We start from the raw sequence: 19,186 nt of genomic DNA, 5'->3' as shown, positions 1-19,186 counted from the left end.
CGCATCGGCGCCCGCCCCGCCGAGGAGCCGCGTCGACTCAGGGGAACCACACCGGCCGGGCCCCAGCCCACCGTCGAGCATCGCCACCGGTGCGACCCCGTCCCGATCAGGGCGGGACGGGGAACGACGGCGCGGGCGAGGGCGCCGTCAGTCGAAGACCACCGTCACCGGTGCGTGGTCCGACCAGCGCTCGGCGTGGCTGGCGGCCCGTTCGACCTCGGCCTTGAGGCACCGCTCGGCCAGCCCGGGCGTCGCCATCTGGTAGTCGATCCGCCAGCCGGTGTCGTTGTCGAAGGCGCGGCCCCGGTAGGACCACCAGGTGTAGGGGCCGTCCTGGTCCGGGTGCAGCGCGCGCACCACATCCGTGTAGCCGCCCTCCTCCCCCAACACCCGGGAGAGCCAGGCCCGTTCCTCGGGCAGGAAGCCGGAGTTCCCCCGGTTGGCACGCCAGTTCTTCAGGTCGGCCTCCCGGTGTGCGATGTTCCAGTCGCCGCAGATCAGGGCCTCCCGACCGCCACCGGCCGCAGCCGCGCGCAGCTTCACCAGGTAGGGAAGGAACGCCTCCATGAAGCGCTCCTTCTCGTCCTGGCGCGGGGTGCCGACCTCGCCGGAGGGCAGATAGAGGCTGGCCACGGTGGTCCCCGGCAGGTCCACCTCCAGATAGCGTCCCGCGTCCTCGAACTCGGGCGCCCCGAAGCCGACCCGCACCGCATCCGGCTCGCGTCGGGTCAACACCGCGACCCCGGCTCGGCCCCGGGCCGCAGCCGGCGCGTAGCGGGCGTGCCAACCGGCCGGGCGCCGCACCTCCTCGGTGAGTTGAGCCTCCTCCGCCCTGACCTCCTGGAGGCACACCACATCGGCGGCGCACCCGGACAGCCACTCCAGATACCCCTTCTTGGCGGCCGCCCGAAGGCCGTTGACGTTGACGCTTGTCACGGTGAGCACGGATCTCTCGCTTTCTGTGCCCGAGCTGTCGTGTGCCCGAGGAAACCTGCCCGAGCACCGCCCGGGCCGAGGCACCGTAACAAACGTCCGTGCTGGTCACGTAGGACGATCTTGCGTCCAGGCGCCCGGCGGCCGATCCGTGGGCACCGCCGGGCAGGCGTCACCGTCACGGTCAGCCGCAGGTGTCGAGCAACTCCGTGAGGGTGTCCCGCTCGGCTTCGGTGACCGTCAGCTCGTAGTGATGCTTGACCGCCGTCCAGGCCCGACCGTAGACGCAGTGGAACGCGTCGGCCTCGGGGACCCAGGTGTCAGGTCCCTGGTCGCCCTTCTCACGGTTGCTGCGCGCGGTGACCGCCAGCAGCTGCGGGCGGGTCAGGTCGTTGGCGAACACCTCCCGTTCGTCGTCACTCCATTCGTCCGCGCCCGAGCGCCAGGCGTTGGCCAGGGGGACCATGTGGTCGATGTCCACCTCGCCGGCCTCGGTGACCGTCACGTTGTCGTAGGGGCTGAGCCAGGTGCCGGACGTGGGCTGGCAATCGTCGCCGACCCGCACCTCCTCGCCGTCCCGTTGCAGCACCTGCTGGCGGACGGTGCAGCCGTCCTCGGTGCTCCAGTGGGGGAAGCGGTCGCGGGAGTACCCCTCCATCGAGGCGGGCTCGGCCACGGTGAGCGCGGCCAGCTGCTCCCGGGCCGAGTCCGCGTCCGGCAGGCCGGGCAGCTCCAGGGGGGCCTCGGACGGAAGGACCTCCGCGTCGTCGTGCGGCTCGGGCTCCGTTTCGAGCCCGCACCCGGCCGTCAGGGCCAGCGGGACCACGGCCAGCGCCGCCACCTTTGTCGCCCACGATCGCCGTGCCATGCCCCACGCCTCCCAGCCGTCGCCCCCGGGGAGCCTTCCCCGCCTGCGGCAAGGTACCGCTCCCGGTCGAACGGACAGAAGGTGGACTGGTGTTCAGACCGGCTCGCGATCGATCTCGGGGGCGCGTTCTCCGGTCACGCGCCTCCCCGGTAGAGGTCCTCCGCCCTCCGACGCCGCCCGGCGATCGCGGCCGGCGCGGCGGTGATACCCCAGCGCCGCGAGCGCGACGACCCCCGGCCACAGCAGGTAGGGGCCGGTCATCAGGGCCAGGGCCGACACCGCGACCAGCGACACCAGCGCCGACCACCAGCCCGCGCTCCGCCGTGGCAGAAGGCGAAGCGCCGCCGCCACGCCGACGGCATACACCGTCACGAACATGCCGGTGGTCATCAACACCAGGGGCTTCGGGCCGATGCCGACGCCCAGCACGACTCCGAGCAGGAGGAGCGCCAGCGTCGCGACCACCGCGAGGCTCCGGCGCGGGACCTCGCCCGCCGCCCCGCCCCGGCTCAGTGCGGCGGGCAACGCTCCGTCCCTCGCCAGGGCCGCGCCCAGATTGGCCGCGCTGGCGAGGTAGGTGTTGACGACTCCGAAGGTCAGCAGCAGGGCCGCCAGGGCGGCCAGCGTCTGCGCTGGTCCTCCCAGGCCGCGCGCCATCAGATCGCCCAGCGGGGCGTCGGACCGAGCGGCGCCCGCGCCGAGCACCGTCACCACCGCGAAGGCCACGGACAGATACAGCAGGCCGACGACCAGCACGGCGGCGGCCGCCGCCCGGGGCAGGTCCCGGGACGGGTGTCGGAACTCGCCGGCGAGGTGGGTGATCGCCTCCCAGCCGGCGAAGCTCCACACCAGCAGCGTGGCTGCCGAGCCGATGGCCGCCCACCCGTGGGGCGCGAACGGCTGGAGGTTCTCCCAGCGCATGTCGGGGAGTGAGAGCAGCACGGAGCAGAGCAACAACACGGCCAACAGCGCGGCAAGCACCAGTTGGAGTCGGCCGGTGAGCCGCAGCCCCACGGTGTTGGCCGCGACCACGGCCACCATCAGGGCAACGGCGGCTCCCGCGGAGTGCGTCGCCCCGCCGTTCAACGCGGCCGACCCGTAGTCCCCGAAGAAGAGCACGGCGGCCGTGGCGCCGGGCGGTATCGCGAAGAAGAAGCACCAGCCGACCACGACTGCGGCACGTTCGCCGAACGCGATCCGGGCGTAGGTGGAGACGCCGCCCGCGTCCGGATGTCGGGCGCCGAGGGCCGCGAAGGCGCCGGCCAACGGCGCGGAGAGCAGCACCAACGCGAGCCAGGCCAACAGCGAGGCGGGCCCGGCGGCCTCGGCCGCCAGCGCGGGCAGGGCGATCACTCCGGTGCCCAGGACGGCGCCCACATAGAGGGCCGTCCCCTGGAGAACGCCCAACCGGCCCCCGGACGCCCCGACTTCGCTCGATTCTCCTGTCATGGCCCAAGCCTTCGTCGCGGGATCGCTCCGGGCCAGTGGCAGAAACGGCGGAGGGCGCTAAATTCCTGCCATGACCTCCCTCACGACGCCCGGGGCCTCCGGAACGTCTTCCGGCTTCTCGGGCGGCGCCGCGCCGACGCCCGCCAGCTCCACCGGTCCGGGGGCGACCGGGTCCCCGGGCCGCCGCCATGTGGTCGCGCTGGCCGTCACCGACCGCACGCCGGACTTCGAACTGGCCGTGCCCTGCGAGGTCTTCGGGCTGGACCGCAGCGACCTCGTCGACCCCTGGTACGAGCTGCTGCTCTGCGCCGGCGAACCCGGTGAGCTGCGGACCGCGAGCGGCCTGATCGTCCCCACGACGCACGGCCTCGAAGCGCTCCCCGAGGCCGACACCGTCGTCGTGGCCGCCTGCGCGCGGAGCCGTCAGCTGGTCCCGCCCCCGGAGCTGGTCGCCGCCGTGCGCGAGGCGCACCGGCGGGGGCGCCGGGTCGTCTCCCTCTGCGCCGGCGCGTACGTCCTCGCGGAGGCCGGACTCCTGGACGGGATCAGGGCCACCACGCACTGGATGAACGCCAGCGACTTCGCCCATCGCTACCCGGCCGTGGACTTCGACCCCGAGCCGCTCTACATCGACAACGGCGCCATCCTGACCTCCGCCGGCACCGGCTCCGTGATCGACCTCTGCCTGCATCTGGTGCGGCGCGACCACGGCGCCGCCGTCGCCAACGAGGTGGCCCGGCGGATGGTCGTCCCTCCGCACCGCGAGGGCGGCCAGACCCAGTTCGCCAAGCCGCTGGCCCGGCCCTCCGGCCGAGCCGGAGGGGGCGACGGGCTCGCCGCCACCCTGGACTGGGCCAGGGCGCGGCTCGACCGGCCGCTGACCGTGCCCCAGCTGGCGCGGGTCGCGGGGCTGAGCGAGCGCACCTTCGCGCGGCGCTTCCGCGACACGTTGGGGATCACCCCGCTGCGCTGGCTGACGCAGGAACGGGTGCGGCTGGCCCAGGAGTTGCTGGAGACGACGGACGAGCCGGTGGAGGCCGTCGCGCACCGGGCGGGCTTCGGCACGGCGGCCAACCTGAGGCACCACTTCCGCCGCATCACCACCGTCTCCCCCGCCACCTACCGGCATGTCTTCCGCCACCGGGCCGCCAGCCCCCTCGGCGCCCCGCGCCGACACCAGCACGCGCCGGACGCGCACCCACCACCCGCGACAGCTGCGGGCGACCACACCCGCCCAACCACGCACCAGCCCCACCACACGGCCGTTCTCCCCCCACATGCCCTGACTCCTCTCGGTAGGCCACCGATTGACGCTGAGTAGCAAACCACACCCCACTGACAATCGTCGACCACGCTGCGTGATGGTGAGGTTGCGCTGAACGGCCCACCCGGCTGGCGCGGTGCGGAGGACCCGAGAACGCTGGCCCGGGAGGAGGTGCGCCGTGGTCAGCGAGACGGACCAGCTCGCGCTGGTGGCACTCGACTCCGCCCCCGCCACCGACCCGTCGGTGGTCGGCGGAAAGGCCGCCCACCTGGCCAAAGCCCTGGCGGCGGGGCTGCCGGTGCTGCCCGGCTTCGCACTGGTTCCTCACGACCAGGCGCCGAGGGGCGCGCTTACCGGCGCGCAACACATCAGGCGCGCCCAGGAAGCACTCAACGCGCCGGCGCTTGTGGTGCGTTCATCGGCCCGGGGCGAGGACTCCGCCGACTCCTCGATGGCGGGACGGTTCCTCTCCGTACTCGACGTGCGGGGCTGGGCGCCCTTTGTCGAGGCGGTGGGTCGGGTATCCCGTTCTGTCACCGCCGAGGTCGAGTTCATGGCCGTTCTCGTGCAGCCCATGCTGCGTTCCGAGGTCGGCGGCGTGCTCTTCGGAGCCGACCCGGTGTCCGGGCGGCCCGACCGCATCGTGGTCAGCGCGGTGCCGGGCGGCCCCGAGCGGCTCGTGGACGGCTCGCGCCAGGGCGTGCGGTACCAACTGACCAGGCGCGGACGGGTCGTCGAGCGCGGAGCGGCCGAGAACGACGAGGAGCCGCCGCTCGACGGCCGACGGCTGCGCCGGCTCGCGCGGCTGGCTCGCGACGCGGAGCGAGCGCTCGGCCGTCCACAGGATGTGGAGTTCGCGTTCGACGGGGAGGGCCGGCTCTGGCTCCTCCAGGCGCGCCCGATCACGGCGATGTCGGCCCGGGCCGCACCGGGGGCCCGGCTGTTGGGCCCCGGGCCGGTGGCCGAAACATTCCCCCGAGTCCTGCAACCGTTGGAGGAGGACCTCTGGGTCGAGCCCATGGCTCAGGGACTGAGCCTGGCACTGGACATCACCGGGGCCGCGTCGCGACGGGCGCTGCGCGACTGTCCCACGGTACTGACCGTGCGCGGACGGGCGGTCGCCGACCTGAGGCTGCTCGGCACCGTCGGGTCGAGCCATCCCTGGCTCCAGTTTCTGAACCCGCTCCCCGGAGCACGACGAGCACTGGCCGCCTGGCGCACAGGAAGGCTGCGTACTGCGCTTCCCCTGTTGGCACTGGACCTGATGGCCGACATCGACCGCGAGTTGGCCGGCCTCCCCGCACCCGAGAAGCTCCTCACCGGCCAGTTGATGAACGCTCTCTTCTGGGCACGCAGCGTTCTGGTGTCCCTCCATGCCCAGGAGTCCCTTGCGGGTGCGCTGCTGGACGGAAGGACCGGCGACGGAGGCGGGCAGCGAAGGGGGGCGACGGCCACCGGGGAGGCGCTGGCGCTGCTGGCCGAACGCCGTACGCGTCAACCGTCCGAGGCATCCGACGTCGACCGCCTGATCAGGGAGAACCCGGTGCTGCTGGCCCTCTCGCCGCCCGCCCTGGCCACAAAGCCGAGCCTGCCCGAGGTGACCGGGCTGAGCGCGGCGCCGCGCGGAGTGGGCGCGTTGCCGCCCAGGGAGGGCCTGCGGTTGCGCATCCGTTGGGTGCAGGAGTTGCAGGCGCGGGTGGTGCGGGAGTGCACGGCGCGTTGGACGGCGGCCGGTGTGGAGAACGCGCTGGGGCGCGCGACCGTGCTCCGCTGGCCCGAACTGGTCGCCGCGCTCGACGCCGGCGGACCGCCGGCGGAGACCGCAGACCGCCAACCGCGCCCTTGGTCACCGGAGTTGCCCACCGCCTTCCGGCTCTCCGCCGACGGCGAGCCGGTGCCGGAACGGCTGACGGTGGCGGACCCGGCGGAGGGCCTGACGGGGCAGGGCGCAAGCGGCGGCTTCGGCACCGGGGTGGCCTGGGACGGGACCGGGGAGCGCCCGGCGAGGGCGATCCTGGTGGTCCGCACCCTGGACCCCGATCTGGCGCCCCGCCTGCCGGGGCTGTGCGGCCTGGTCGCGGAGACCGGGAGCGTGTTGTCGCATCTGGCCGTGCTGGCCCGGGAGTACCGCGTGCCGGCGGCGGTGGGCGTCCCCGATGCGGTGGAACGTTTTCCGCCGGGCACCGAGCTGTCGGTCGATGGCACCACCGGGACGGTGAGGGCATGAGGCCACTGCGTTACGCCGGTTATCTGCTCGGTGGGCTCGCCGCCGGAGGAGCGGCCGTCTATCTGGTGGTCTACCTCTACCGCTGGGAGTGGCAACGCGCCCTGCTGTGCGGGGTCTTGCTGCTGGTGATCGAGATGTTTCTGGTGGGGACCGTGTTGCTGGCCCGCATGGGCAGGCTTGATCAACGACTGACCGAGTCGGATGCCCGCGCGGAGGCCGTGCTACGTCGACTGGAACAGTCCCGCACGGAGGGTCGCACGCGCTTCAGATGGCTGGACGGTGGCGACGGCGACCGGCTGACGGTCTTTGTGCCGGTGCTGATGGCGACCGGTGCGGCGCTCTCCGGCCTGGCCCTCATTGTTCAGAAAGTGGCCTCCGCCAGTGCACGCCCTAGCGCGGAACGACGGCTGGCCGGCCGACTGGCACGGTTGACGGCACCACCAGGCGGGGTGCGGGGGCACGGGCCGTGGCTCGCCGAGGAACCCGTGGTGCGGCCGCCAGGGCCACGACGACGCCTGCTGGTGACGGCTGGCCTGGTGGCCGCAGCCCTGGGGGCGGTCCTCCTGGTCAACGTGATCTCGGATGCCACCCAGACCCGACGGTCGAACGCCCCTCCGTCGGCCGCGACCTCGGTGGTCTTCGAGATCGAGGTGCGGAACAACGAGGACCCGCTGGCATCCGCGCAGGCGGCCGACGCCCTCTGGGAAACCTGCCGCCGCGCCACCTCCGCGCCCCGGCAGGACGGCCTGCTCGGACGGCTCGACCGCGACGTCTTCGTCGGCGTGCTGCGCCCCGCGATCTCGGAACACGACCTGCGGCGCCTGCGCGGCTGTCTTGTCGACGCTCGAACGGACCGCGCGGTGGCCAGGGTGTTGGGCGAGGGACAACTCGGCGAGCGCGGTTCCGACGGAAGGTGAATTCACCGCCTGTGCCTGGCGACAACCATGGGGAGAATGTGACGTCGCCCTCTCTCCTCCGGATCGCCAGGTGCCGGCTGCGGAGAGCCGAAGATCACCGCGAAGGCCAATGGATCACGCCCTGACCTGGGCTGTTGGACAGCTACGCCATTCCGTGGTGGGCTTCCCGGAACTCGCGCTCCGAATATCGCAAACGATCTCTCCGAAACGATCTCCCCGGATCTCCGGAGGACTTCGGAACGTTCCCCGTCCCCTGTGATCTCTCCGCTCCCCTGGAGTTCCAGAACTCTCTCCCATGAATCTGCGCTTTCTCCGCTCATTCCGCTCCCCCTCGCTTCCCACCGGCGGCGAACTCGCGACGGCCACGCCCGAGCCACCGCCCCTCACCACGTCGACATCGAAGGCGGTCCGGCGATCGCCGCTGCGCCTGGCGGTGCGGGTCCTGGGCGTGGCGGCGCTGGGTTACCTGGCCCTCTGGCTGGCCTCCGTGCTCGGCATGTTGGGCGCGCACGCCTGGGCGGGCCAACATCACGCGGGGGGCGAGAGGGTCGCGGGCATCAACAACTTCCTGGCCGTCGACGACCGGCTCTGGCGGGGCTCGGCTCCCCGCGAGGAGGGCTACGCGGAGCTGGCGGACCGGGGCGTGCACACCGTGGTGGACCTGCGGGCGGAGGACCTCTCCGAGGAGGAGCTGGCCCTGCCACGCGAGGCCGGCCTCGCGGTGGAACGGCTTCCCATCCGGGACGGCCAGACGCCCACCGACGAACAGGTGGAGCGCTTTCTGAGCATCGTGGAGGACGCCTCGGGGCCGGTGTATGTGCACTGCGGTGCGGGAGTCGGCCGGACCGGCTCGCTGACCTCCGCCTATCTGGTGCACACCGGGCAGGCCTCCTCACGGGAGGCCGTGGTGCGGACCCTCGCTGTGGGGCCGCCGTCCATCGAGCAGGTCTACTACATCCTGACCTCGGGCGACCTGGACGCCGATCAGCCACCGACGGCCGTCGAGGGCGTCAGCCGCCTGCTTGACGCACCGCGCCGCATCAACGCCTCGCTGTCGCTCTTCTGAGCCGCCCCTTTCCTTCCCCACGCTCCCGCCTGTCGGTCCTCGGATCTCCTTCTTGATGACTCTGGGTAGCGAAGTGTCGGATCTCTGTGGCAGACTACTACGCGTGGTGACGAAAGAGCACGGAGCGTCTCTCCCAAGCGGCCATGGGAAGGACGCGCCGCCGCTCACCGCGAGGCTTCACGGACCAGCCCCGGGTCGGGGTCGGCTGTGACCTGAGTCGGGTCCACCCCGGCGTGGCGGGCCAAGGCCCGCACGTCGTGCCCCTGGAGCAGGGGCAGGGCCTCGGCGATCCGCTCGTCGGGCCACTCCCACCACGCGATCCGCCACAGGAGTTTGCGGGTGTGGGAGTCGAATCGGTGACGCACCACCCGGTTGTCGCCAACGACCACGGCGTAGGGAGGGACGTCCTTGGTGATCACGGCGCGGGCGCCGATGATCGCTCCGGTGCCTATGCGGACACCGGGCATCACCACGGCCTCGTAGCCGATCAGCACCTCGTGCCCGATGACGGTGTCCCCGGCGGGGGCCCAGGCGTTGGCGGCCCCGTCGAAGAAGTTGAAGCCGTACGGGGTGACGGCGGTCAGGTCATGGCCGTGGTTGCCCCCGAGCAGAAAGGAGACCCCGGAGGCGAACTGGCAGAAGTTTCCGAGCACCAGGCGGTCCAGGCGCTGTCCGTCGAGTTGGAGCCGGTCGGGGAATGCGTAGCGGACCCGGCGGGCGAAGCTCTCCCCGTGATGGTGTCCGCTGTACCAGGAGTGACGGCCGTCGGCCAGGGTGATCAGGGCGTGCTCGGCCACCTCGGCATCGGTGTCCAGGCGCTGGACCTCGGTGAAGTCAGCGAAGGGAGAGGAATCGGCGATCATCCGAGTGACGTTAACAAGCCAACTCCGTTCCTGAGCAGGGTTGGTGCGAGCTTTGTGCTGCCCTCTGCCCGGCCGTTCCGGCGACCGGACCTAGGACCCGCGCCCGATGCGTGTCCGGTGCTGGCTCCGCGATGCTGGTGGCATGTCTGAGGATCTTGCTTCTGACGCGGCCGAGTCCGGGGCGACGTCGGATGCCGGCCCCGCCGGTTTCTCCGTGGACGCCTTCCTTGCCCGACCGCTGACGGCGCGGATCGCCACGGTGGGTCCGACGGTTCGCCCCGTCTGGTTCCTCTGGGAGGAGGGCGCGTTCTGGACCCTCACCGGCCCCTGGGCCCGCCTCCAACAGCATGTCCTCGCCGATCCCCGGGTGGCGCTGGTGGTGGACGAGTGCGACCTGGCCAGCGGGCTGGTGCGGCAGGTGATCGCGCGGGGTCGCGCCGAGCTGCTGCCGTTCGATGTCCCGCGTGGGCGGCGGAAGTTGAGCCGCTACCTGGGTTCCGACGAGGGGCGGTGGGACGCGCGCTTCATCCGTTACCTGCACGAGGACCCCGAGCGCAGCGGCGCGCGGTGGCTGCGCCTGCGCCCCGAGCGGCTGACCGCGCAAGACCTCTCGTTCGAGGTGGCGCCCGACCTCGAGGTCGAGGGCTTTCCGGCCTGAGCCCGGCGGACGACGGCCGATTGACACCCCGGCGTCGGCTGCCTAGCGTGACCGCGTTCGCGCACCGGCCGGGCGTCCCGCCCGGAGCACCACCTCACCTGCGGCATTCGCCTGGGGGCACCATGGAACCGACCGATCCCCTGCTCACCGCGCTGGCCGCACAGCGCCTGCTGCCCGTTCTGCGTTCCCCCGGCGCCGACGCCGCCGTCGACCGCACGAGGCAACTCCTGAACGCCGGTTGCCGGGTGGTGGAGCTGACCACCTCGACCCCGGACTGGGATCGGGCGTTGGCCGGGCTTGTCGCCGAGGGGCGCGGCCTGATCGGCGTGGGCACGCTGAGCACCGGCGAACAGGCAACGCGTGCGGTGGCGGCGGGGGCGGCGTTCCTCGTCACGCCGTTCCCCGCGCCGCAGGTGCGGGAGGTGGCCACCGCCGCCGGGGTGACGCTGGTCGAGGGCGGCTACACGCCGGGCGAGATCGCCGAGGCGGCCGGGCGGGGCCCGGCCAAGGTCTTCCCCGCCCATGTGGGGGGCCCGAGGTTCCTCTCCTCGCTGCGTGCCGTGCTGCCCGAAGCCGTGCTGATTCCGACCGGCGGCATCTCCGTGGACGAGGCCCCCGCCTATCTGGAGGCCGGCGCCTGGGCCGTGGGGATCGGCTCCGGCCTCCCCGACGAACCGGCGGCGCTCGCGCGGCTGTTCACCGCGGGCGGCTGAGGCCGTTCCTCAGTTCCTCAGTTCCCCGGGCGCTGTCGGGCCCGGCCGAGGGCGCCTCGCCCGGGGCGGGGTGACGGTCACTGTCGCGGCTGGGCGCGCCGCTCCGCCGGGTGCGGCTCCCGCCGGCGCAGGGTGCGTACCGGCGAGGCGACCAGCATCAGCGCGCAGACCAGCAGCGTGGTGGCGCCTCCCGCCAACAGCACCTCGCCCGGGCCGAAGAGCCCGGCCGCCGGTCCGGCCAGCGCCTGGCCAACCGGCAGCATCACCAGTGAACCGGCCACCTCGTAGGCGTGAATCCGGTTCAGCACCGCCCCTGGCACCTGAGTCTGGACCGTGGTCGCCCACATCACCCCCCAGAACGCCAGTGCGGCCCCCGCCACCACCGAAGCCCCGACGATCAGTGGCACGGAAAGCCCCAGGCCGACGGCCACGGGATGGGGCGCGAACCCGAAGAGCGCGATCGCGCCGGCCCGCAGCGGCCGCGTAGGGCGGAAGCGCAGCGCCGCGAGTCCGCCGAGCACCATGCCCACGCCCAGCGCCGAGTTGACCAGCCCGTAGGCGCGCTCCCCGTGGCCGGTGATGATCTCCGTGGCGGCCAGCGGCACCGAGGGCCCCCAGGCGGCGCACATGAACAGCATCCAGACCAGGATCACCCCCCACATCCACGGCCTGGCCAGGAACTCCCGCCATCCCTCGGCGAGATCGGCCCGGAAGGCGGCCGGCGCCTCGCGGGCGCCCGGCCGTTCCGGGAGCCGGAGCGCCAGCAGGCACAGGGCGCTCACCAGATAGGTCGCGGCATGGACCGCGAACACCCCGCCGGCCGAGGTCAGCCCGATCAGCACCCCGGCGGCCGCCGGGCCGAGCACCGCCATCCCGGACTCCGAGGTGCGCACCGTCGCGTTGGCCGCCTGCACATCGCGGGCGATCAGTGGGACGGTGCTGGCCACCCCGGGTTGGAAGGCCGCCGCGCACACCCCGTTCACGACGCCCAGCAGGCAGATCGCCCACAGCGCCGCGTGTCCGGTGGCGAAGAGCAGGGCGAGGCCCGACTGGGTGACCACGCGGACCAGGTCGGCGCCGATCATCAGCCGCCGGGTGTCGAACCGGTCGGCGAAGACGCCGCCGAAGATCACCAGTCCGGCGAAGCTGGCGGTGAACGAGGCCATCGCGGCCCCCACCGCTCCCGCGCCGCCGCCCTGCGCCACCAGGCCGGCCGCCAGAGCGACCGGGAGCATCAGGTCGCCGAGCTTGGCCACGGTTCTGGCGGCGAAGAAGAGCGCGAAGTTCCGGGACCACAGCGCCGGTTCCGGCGACGACGCCACCCCGTCCGACGCCGCCCCGCCCAAGGCCGTTCCGTTCGGCGACGCCACCCCGCCCGCCGGCGGCGCCTCGCCCGGGGGCCCCACCCCGCCCGCCGGGGGCGCCGGAGGCGGTTTCGTCTCGTGCGCTTCGGGGCGCCCGGGAGATGGCGTGCTCATGCTCTTACTATCGCGTCCCGGGCACCGCTCCCGCCGCCGGGTTTCGCCCCGCGCCCCTGGGCCCGGCCCCCGCCCGTCGGCACCTCGCCGCCCGCCGGCGCCAGGCCACCCGACAGCACCCCGCCGCGCGTCGGCATCGGGCCGCCCGCCGGCCCGTTCATCCGTCACCGTCTCCGGGGGCGTCCGCACCGCGCCCACCCCGTTCCGCCGGCCCGCCGTCTCCCGCGCGATGCGGATGGTGGTCGCGGTCCCGGCCCGGTTCCAACGGGGGCGCGGTCACCTGGCAGTGGCGGCGGCAACTCGGCTGGACCCGCCCCTCGCGCGGCAGGCCGCTCGGCACCACCCACCAGGCCACCACCGCGCCGAGCACCATCAGCCCGGCGCAGATCAGCACCGCGCGGCCAAAGGCCGTGTTGAGCCGGTCCGCCGAGCGGTAGTCGTCCGTGGTCAGTCCCACCAGCAGCGGCAGCGCGGCGACGGCCAGCAGCTGGGCGATCCGCGCGGCCGCGTTGTTCACCCCGCTCGCGATGCCGGCCCGGCGGTCGTCCACGGAGGCCAGCACGGTGGCGGTGAGCGGCGCCACGAAGAGGCTGATGCCGAGGCCCTGCACGACCACGGCCGGGAAGACGTCCGGCCAGTACGAGCTGCCCGGGCTCACCCGGTGCAGCAGCACCAGCCCCACCGCCGCGACCAGCGGCCCCAGCGTCAACGGGAGCCGGGGACCGATCCGTTGGGCCAGTTCCCCCGCCGGCCCGGAGAGCGCGATCAGCAGCAGGGTCGTCGGCAGCGAGGCGACGCCGGCGGTGAGCGCGTCATAGCCGAGGCCGTTCTGTAGCTGCGTCGGCAGCAGGAAGAAGACCCCGCCGAGCGCGGCGTAGAGGCAGAGGGTGACCAGGTTGGTGGCGCTGAACAGCCGCGAGCGGAAGATCGTCAACGGCAGCATCGGCCGCGCGGTGCGCCGCTCCCGCCAGACGAAGACGGCCGCCACCACCGCCCCGACCAGCGCCGGCCAGAGCAGCCCGTCGATCAGCGCGAAGGTCAACGCGCCCAGCGCCAGCGCGCCGAGCAGCGCGCCCGACACATCGAACCGGCCGGTGGCCTCCCAGTCCCTGCTCTCCGGAACGTGCCGCGCCAGCAGGGCGACCAGCAGCGCCAGCGGAGCGTTGACCAGGAAGATCCACCGCCAGCCCGGGCCGTCGACCAGCCAGCCGCCGAGGAAGGGCCCGCCGGCCGTGGCGACACCGCCGAGGCCCGACCAGAGCCCCACCGCCCTGGCCCGGTCGCGTTGCCGGAACGTGGACTGGATCAGCGCTAGCGAACCCGGTGTCAGCAGCGCCCCGCCCACCCCCTGAAGCGCCCGCGCGGCGATCAGCACGGTCCCGTTGGGCGCGATCCCGCAGAGCAGCGAGGCCAGCGCGAACCAGGCGACGCCCCAGAGGAAGACCCGTCGCCGGCCGAACCGGTCGCCGAGGCCGCCGCCGAGCAGGATCAGCGAGGACAGGGTCAACATGTAGGCGTTGAGCGTCCACTGCAACGAGGACAGCGGCACGTCGAGGTCGGCGCCGATGTGGGGCAGCGCGACCGTCACGATCGTGCCGTCCAACATGGCCAGGCCCGAGCCCAGCACCGCGCTGGCCAACACCCAACGGCCGGCCGGGCTGGCGACCGCCAACTCTCCGGCCTGCGGCCTTTCGGTCATGGGGACGCCTTCCGCGTAGCCCCCCGTCCGAGCTGTCGGGCCCCGCCGGGGGCGGCGTCACGGGCCCGGCGTCAGGCCGTCCCGTGCACGCCGCCCGCGGCGGTCGGTTCTTCCCTGGCCCCGTTCCCCGACCTTCAGGAGGACCAGCGGCCCGCCCAGCCGGGGAAAGTGGCCGGAGTGGCGCCGGCCGGCTGCCCGTTGGGGCCGGACGACTCCCGCGCCGAGGCGCTCAGGTCCTCGGCGAGCTGGCGCAGCGAGGGGCCGTAGGTCGGGTCGGTCAACGCGGCCGCGAACTGAGCCTTGAGATACGCCTCGGGGGTGCCGGTGTCGTACCAGGTCCCGTCGATGACCTGGCCGTAGACCGGGTGGTTGGCGGCGTGGGCGTTGAACGCGTCGGTGAGGTAGATCTCGCCGTCGGGACGGTCGTACCAGCGGCGGGTCTGTTCCTCCAGTTCGGCGATCACGCCCGGCGTCACCACATAGCCGCCGATGGCGGCGAACGGCGAGGGCGCGTTGCGGGGTTCGGGTTTCTCGACGAGTCCGCCGATGGCCAGGCAGCCATTGCCGAGATCCTCCTTGACGATGGGAACGCCATAGCGGCTGGATTCGGCCGGGTCCATCGGCATCAGGGCCAACACGGGGGCGTCGGTCGTCTCATAGGCGGCCATCAGCTGTTGGGCCCGTGGCACCTCGGAGACGAAGACGTCGTCCGGCCAGAGCACCAGGATCGGCTCGTCGCCCAGAATGCGATAGGCGTTCAGCACCGGAGTTCCGTTGCCATAGGGGCCGTTCTGGTACATGTAGGTGATGTGCGCGAGTTCCGACACCTCGCGCACGCTCTCCGCGTACTCGTGTTTTCCGGCCTCGCGCAACTGGGCCACCAGGCCCGGGTTGGGCCGGAAGTGCTCCTGGATCAGGTCCTTGCTGCCGCTGGTCACGATGATGATCTCCTCGATGTCCGAGGCGACCAACTCCCTTACCGTGTGCTCGATCACCGGCTTGTCGCCGATCGGCAGCATCTCCTTGGGCAGGGCACGCGTCAGCGGCAGGAGCCGAGTGCCGAGGCCGGCGGCCGGAATGACGGCCTTGCGAATTCTGGTCATGACGAGGAACCCTTCGGAGCCGATGTCGGGCACCGCAACGACGGCGGGCATCATCGACGCTACCAAGGCGTGTCAGAACGGCATCTCGGGAAACCTGCTGTTCACTTTCCGTTTCCGGAGGGTCGGTCCTCGCGTTTCCCGGACCGGTCCCCGGAATGCGAGGACTGCCCTGCTCTGTCAGCATGGACGGGTGGATGGTGGAAAGGTGAACGAACGGCGCCATCGGAGTCGGCCCGCGCGTCGTCCGGCGCGCGGACGGTCCGACGCCGGCGCGTCGGGCGACGCGTCGGGGGGCGAACAACTCACCGAGTACCGCCGGCGGCGTGACTTCTCCCGAACGGCCGAACCGAAAGGTCGGGAGCCGGCGGATGATTCCGCGCCCCGATTCGTGGTGCAGATTCACGACGCCAGTTCCCTGCATTTCGACTTCCGGCTGGAGTCGGACGGCGTGCTGAAATCCTGGGCCGTTCCCCGGGGCCCGTCCACCGATCCTGGGGACAAGCGGCTGGCCGTGCCGACCGAGGACCATCCGCTGGACTACCGCGACTTCGAGGGCGTCATCGCGGAGGGCGAGTACGGCGCCGGCACGGTGATCATCTGGGACGAGGGGCACTGGGCCTTCGAGGGCCGGGGCTCGGCGGCCGAAGGGCTGGCCGGCGGCCATCTCTCGTTCCGCCTCGACGGCCACAAGCTGCGCGGCGGCTGGGCGCTGACCCGATTCCGGCGAAACGCCTGGCTGTTGGTGAAGCGGGACGACCGATACGCGAACGACCACGGCACCCCCGACCCGACCCGGGCCCGGTCCGCCCGCACGGACCGGACCCTGCGCCAGACGGCGGCCCAAGCGGCGCACGCGACCGACACCGACGGCGGCGACGAAACCGACGCCGATCCCTCGTGAGCGCCGGCGAGCGGCCGGGGCCGGCCGGGGCCGGGCGGGCCGCTCAGACGACGTTGATGGCGGCCCCGGTGGCCAGGTGCTCGACGGAGTCCAACTCGGCGCCGACCGTGGCGAGTTTGGCCCGGATCGCGGCGAAGGCGTCGTCGCCCAGCGCCAGCCGCAGCGGCGGCTCGGGCAGGTCCAGCACGGCCAGCAGCGCCCGGGCCGCCTTGTCGGGGTCGCCGGACTGCCGACCGTTCCCCTCGACCATGCCCTCGCGCACCGCGCCCACCGTCGCCTCGTAGTCGGCGATCGGACGGGAGTTCAGCAACGCGCCGTTGAACTGGGTGCGGAACGCGCCCGGTTCGACGATCAGCACGCGGATGCCCAGCGGGCGCACCTCCTCGCGCAGCGCCTCGCTCGCCAGCTCCAGCGCGCCCTTGGCCGCGCAGTAGGCGCCCACGCCGCCGAAGGCCAGCAGGCCGCCCATGCTGGTGACCTGCACGATCGTGCCGGACCTGCGGCGACGCATCCCCGGCAGCGCCAGGCGGGTCAGCCGCAGCGGACCGTGGAACATCACCTCCATCGCCTGCCGCAGCTCGTCCTCGCTGGTCTCCTCGACCGCCCCCACGGTGCCGAAGCCCGCGTTGTTGACCAGCACGTCCAGGGGCCCGTGGGCGGCCTCGGCCTCGGCGAGTGCCGCGACGCAGCGGTCCGGGTCGGTCACGTCCAGCCGCACCACGGCCAGGCGTTCGGGGTGGGCGGCGAGCGCCGCGTCCATGGTCTCGGGGCGGCGCACCGCCGCCGTGACCCGGTCGCCCGCCGCCAGCGCGGCGCGCGTGACGGCGGCGCCCAGTCCGCTGTTGGCGCCGGTGACCAGCCAGTGGCGCCCCTCGTCCCCGGCGGCCGGGGCGGCGTCGCGCGGGGAGTTCGCCGGGGTCGCGTCGGGGCCGGGCGCTGGGGACACGTTCATGGGTTCTCCGATGAGAGTCGTTCAGAGGTCGATCAGAAGCCGCTTGAAGTGGCCACGAACCGACCCTGCCTGCCGCCTCCGGGGCGCCGACATGGGCCAAAGGTGGAACCACACCGCCTTGTTCGGTCGGGCTCGCCCGCATATAACGACCTCATGAACGGGGACACCGCTCCGCGCGTCGCGGGCCACGCCGTCGTCACGACCGCCTCCACACCGCGCCGGCTGCCCGCCGGGGAGGCCCTTCCCCCGGGGGACTACCGCCGCCTCTTCGCCGTGTGGGAGGCGGTCGAGCGGGCGCCGGACCTGGCCACGTTCCGGGAGTCCCTGCTACGCGCCCTGGAGGAGTGGTTCGGCTACTCCACCGTCGTGGTCCTGCACGGGCCGACCGTCGGCGAGGCGATCAGGGGCGGGCAGGGCATCAAAAGCGGCTACTCGCAGGAGTTCCTCGACGCCTACGCCAGGCGTTGGATCAACCACGACCCGTACATGGCCCCGCACGCCCACCGGCTGCTGCGGGAGCGCGGCGTGGTCACCCTCCGCGAGCTGCGCCCCGAGCGGGACCCGGAACAGGCCGCGTTCGTCAACGAGTTCCTGGCCGCGCACGACATCCACGACAAGGTGGGGATGGTGATCGACGCGGGCGCCGAGGGCTGGTGCTACGTCGGCGCCATCCAGCGCGGGGTGCGCCGGATGCCCGCCCGGGACGTGGCGGTGATGCGGGTGCTCAGCCGCCAGCTGGCGCCGCTGACGACCGAACGGCTCGCCGGCGAGCGGCTGGCGGCCGAGACGGGCGCGGCCCTGGGCCTGACGCCCAGGGAACGCGAGGTCGCCGACCTCGCCGCGCGTGGCCTCACCAACGAGCAGATCGCCCGCCGGCTGTTCGTCGGCGTGACCACGGTCAAGAAGCACCTGGGCCGCGTCCTGGCCAAGACCGGCGCGCACAGTCGCACCCAACTGGCGGCCCGCTGGGGAGAGTTCTCCACCCGCTGACCACCGGCCCGGCCTCTCGCCACCCCGCGTCGCCCCGCTCCCGCCGGCTGGGAAAGACGCTGGTCGTGGAGTCCGCTCCAACTGGCAGACTGCCGCGCATGACCAACCAGAGAAACACCCGGAAACTCGGACGAAGTGGCATAGAGGTCAGCGCGCTCGGCTTCGGCTGCTGGGCGATCGGCGGCGAGTGGTGGAGCGAGGCGGGCCAGCCGCTCGGTTGGGGCGCCGTCGACGACGAGGAGTCGGTGCGCGCCATCCACCGGGCGCTGGACCTCGGCGTGACGTTCTTCGACACGGCCGACGTCTATGGCGCCGGGCACAGCGAGGAGGTGCTCGGGCGGGCGGTCGCCGGCCGGCGGGACGAGGTGGTGCTGGCCTCCAAGTGGGGCAACGTCTTCGACCCGGCGACCAGGCGGGCGGCCGCCGAGCCCGACCTGCGGCCGGAGCATGTGCGCGAGGCGCTCACCGCGACCCTGCGGCGGCTGGGCACCGACCACCTCGACCTGTACCAGTTCCACATCAACGGCGCCCCGCTCGACGTGGGGGCCGAACTGCGCGACGCCTGCGAGGCGTTGGTGGCCGAGGGGCTGATCCGCGCCTACGGCTGGTCGACCGACGACCCCGAGCGCGCCCGGGTCTTCGCCGAGGGCCCGCACTGCGCCAGCGTGCAGGTGAACTGCAACGTGCTCCAGGACGCGCCCGCGATGCTGGCGCTCTGCGCCGAGCGGGACCTGGCGGCCATCAACCGGGGCCCGCTCGCCATGGGCGTCCTCACCGGCAAGTACAGCCGGGGCGCGACGCTCGGCGCCGGCGACATCCGGGCGACGCCGCCGGAGTGGCTGACGTTCTTCCGGGACGGCCGGGTGGCCCCCGAGTGGCAGGAACGGTTCGACGCGGTCCGCTCGGTGCTCACCAGCGAAGGGCGCACGCCGGCGCAGGGGGCGCTCGCCTGGCTGTGGGCGCGCAGCCCGCACACCGTTCCCATCCCGGGCATCCGCACGGTGGCGCAGGCCGAGGAGAACGCCGGCGCGCTGGCCTTCGGCCCGCTCACGGAGGAGCAACTCAAGGAGGTGGACGCCCTGTTGGGCCGATGAACGCCGCGTTT

At 73.0% G+C, this 19,186-nt stretch carries 17 protein-coding genes; 9 read left to right on the top strand and 8 right to left on the bottom strand.

Annotated elements, in window-relative coordinates:
* Positions 1 to 147: 147 nt before the first annotated feature.
* The 3 genes from FH609_RS13895 to FH609_RS13885 all read right to left on the bottom strand — a co-directional run bounded on the left by FH609_RS13895 (position 148) and on the right by FH609_RS13885 (position 3,250).
* Positions 148 to 945: an exodeoxyribonuclease III gene (locus tag FH609_RS13895; protein WP_139669317.1), complete on the bottom strand. Its 798-nt coding sequence runs from the start codon at positions 943 to 945 to the stop codon at positions 148 to 150.
* Between the two features lie 172 nt (positions 946 to 1,117).
* Positions 1,118 to 1,801, bottom strand: a complete 684-nt coding sequence (locus FH609_RS13890; RefSeq protein WP_139669316.1) for an HNH endonuclease family protein — start codon at positions 1,799 to 1,801, stop codon at positions 1,118 to 1,120.
* Between the two features lie 93 nt (positions 1,802 to 1,894).
* The gene (locus tag FH609_RS13885; protein ID WP_139669314.1) at positions 1,895 to 3,250 is read right to left on the bottom strand and encodes an APC family permease; all 1,356 of its coding nucleotides are present in this window, start codon (positions 3,248 to 3,250) and stop codon (positions 1,895 to 1,897) included.
* A gap of 70 nt (positions 3,251 to 3,320) precedes the next feature.
* Here FH609_RS13885 and FH609_RS13880 point away from each other — a divergent pair, with 70 nt between their 5' ends.
* The 4 genes from FH609_RS13880 to FH609_RS13865 all read left to right on the top strand — a co-directional run bounded on the left by FH609_RS13880 (position 3,321) and on the right by FH609_RS13865 (position 8,724).
* Entirely contained in the window at positions 3,321 to 4,571 is a 1,251-nt protein-coding gene (locus FH609_RS13880) for a GlxA family transcriptional regulator (protein ID WP_139669312.1), read from the top strand.
* 121 nt (positions 4,572 to 4,692) lie between these two features.
* On the top strand, positions 4,693 to 6,741 hold the full coding sequence (locus FH609_RS13875; RefSeq protein WP_226961644.1) for a PEP/pyruvate-binding domain-containing protein: 2,049 nt from the start codon (positions 4,693 to 4,695) through the stop codon (positions 6,739 to 6,741).
* Positions 6,738 to 7,658 (top strand): hypothetical protein, encoded by a 921-nt coding sequence (locus FH609_RS13870; protein WP_319789593.1) that lies wholly within the window; start codon positions 6,738 to 6,740, stop codon positions 7,656 to 7,658. The genes FH609_RS13875 and FH609_RS13870 overlap by 4 nt, the downstream gene beginning before the upstream one ends.
* Before the next feature lie 295 nt (positions 7,659 to 7,953).
* On the top strand, positions 7,954 to 8,724 hold the full coding sequence (locus tag FH609_RS13865; protein ID WP_139669308.1) for a fused DSP-PTPase phosphatase/NAD kinase-like protein: 771 nt from the start codon (positions 7,954 to 7,956) through the stop codon (positions 8,722 to 8,724).
* Between the two features lie 164 nt (positions 8,725 to 8,888).
* On the opposite strand, the gene FH609_RS13860 is transcribed toward FH609_RS13865, so the two are convergent.
* Positions 8,889 to 9,587 carry a CatB-related O-acetyltransferase gene (locus tag FH609_RS13860; protein ID WP_139669306.1) on the bottom strand — a complete coding sequence of 233 codons (699 nt, stop codon included), beginning with the start codon at positions 9,585 to 9,587 and terminating at the stop codon, positions 8,889 to 8,891.
* Between the two features lie 214 nt (positions 9,588 to 9,801).
* Here FH609_RS13860 and FH609_RS13855 point away from each other — a divergent pair, with 214 nt between their 5' ends.
* Together FH609_RS13855 and FH609_RS13850 are read left to right on the top strand one after the other, a co-directional pair.
* Positions 9,802 to 10,245, top strand: coding sequence for a pyridoxamine 5'-phosphate oxidase family protein (locus FH609_RS13855; RefSeq protein ID WP_226961661.1), 444 nt, complete (start codon positions 9,802 to 9,804; stop codon positions 10,243 to 10,245).
* Between the two features lie 122 nt (positions 10,246 to 10,367).
* Positions 10,368 to 10,958, top strand: a complete 591-nt coding sequence (locus FH609_RS13850; protein WP_226961643.1) for a bifunctional 4-hydroxy-2-oxoglutarate aldolase/2-dehydro-3-deoxy-phosphogluconate aldolase — start codon at positions 10,368 to 10,370, stop codon at positions 10,956 to 10,958.
* 77 nt (positions 10,959 to 11,035) lie between these two features.
* On the opposite strand, the gene FH609_RS13845 is transcribed toward FH609_RS13850, so the two are convergent.
* The 3 genes from FH609_RS13845 to FH609_RS13835 form a co-directional block, all read right to left on the bottom strand.
* Complete coding sequence (locus FH609_RS13845) at positions 11,036 to 12,304, bottom strand: MFS transporter (RefSeq protein ID WP_226961642.1); 1,269 nt, start codon at positions 12,302 to 12,304, stop codon at positions 11,036 to 11,038.
* Positions 12,305 to 12,593: 289 nt separating this feature from the next.
* Positions 12,594 to 14,135 (bottom strand): MFS transporter, encoded by a 1,542-nt coding sequence (locus FH609_RS13840; protein WP_139669300.1) that lies wholly within the window; start codon positions 14,133 to 14,135, stop codon positions 12,594 to 12,596.
* A 134-nt stretch (positions 14,136 to 14,269) separates the two neighbouring features.
* On the bottom strand, positions 14,270 to 15,238 hold the full coding sequence (locus FH609_RS13835; protein ID WP_139669298.1) for a UTP--glucose-1-phosphate uridylyltransferase: 969 nt from the start codon (positions 15,236 to 15,238) through the stop codon (positions 14,270 to 14,272).
* Between FH609_RS13835 and FH609_RS13830 the strand changes: the two genes are divergently transcribed.
* Complete coding sequence (locus tag FH609_RS13830; RefSeq protein WP_405379015.1) at positions 15,213 to 16,139, top strand: DNA polymerase ligase N-terminal domain-containing protein; 927 nt, start codon at positions 15,213 to 15,215, stop codon at positions 16,137 to 16,139. The two genes, FH609_RS13835 and FH609_RS13830, sit on opposite strands and share 26 nt — an antisense overlap.
* A 43-nt stretch (positions 16,140 to 16,182) precedes the next feature.
* Here FH609_RS13830 and FH609_RS13825 read toward each other — a convergent pair whose 3' ends face one another.
* Entirely contained in the window at positions 16,183 to 17,091 is a 909-nt protein-coding gene (locus tag FH609_RS13825) for an SDR family NAD(P)-dependent oxidoreductase (protein ID WP_139669294.1), read from the bottom strand.
* Positions 17,092 to 17,244: 153 nt separating this feature from the next.
* Here FH609_RS13825 and FH609_RS13820 point away from each other — a divergent pair, with 153 nt between their 5' ends.
* Both FH609_RS13820 and FH609_RS13815 read left to right on the top strand, forming a co-directional pair.
* Positions 17,245 to 18,081 (top strand): helix-turn-helix transcriptional regulator, encoded by an 837-nt coding sequence (locus tag FH609_RS13820; protein ID WP_139669292.1) that lies wholly within the window; start codon positions 17,245 to 17,247, stop codon positions 18,079 to 18,081.
* A 98-nt stretch (positions 18,082 to 18,179) separates the two neighbouring features.
* Positions 18,180 to 19,175, top strand: coding sequence for an aldo/keto reductase (locus tag FH609_RS13815; RefSeq protein WP_139669290.1), 996 nt, complete (start codon positions 18,180 to 18,182; stop codon positions 19,173 to 19,175).
* Positions 19,176 to 19,186: the final 11 nt, after the last annotated feature.

Origin of the sequence: Streptomyces sp. 3MP-14 (assembly GCF_006334905.2) — a bacterium.
Taxonomy (GTDB): Bacteria; Actinomycetota; Actinomycetes; order Streptomycetales; family Streptomycetaceae; genus Streptomyces; species Streptomyces triticirhizae.
This window is presented reverse-complemented; position numbering and strand designations above follow the sequence as displayed.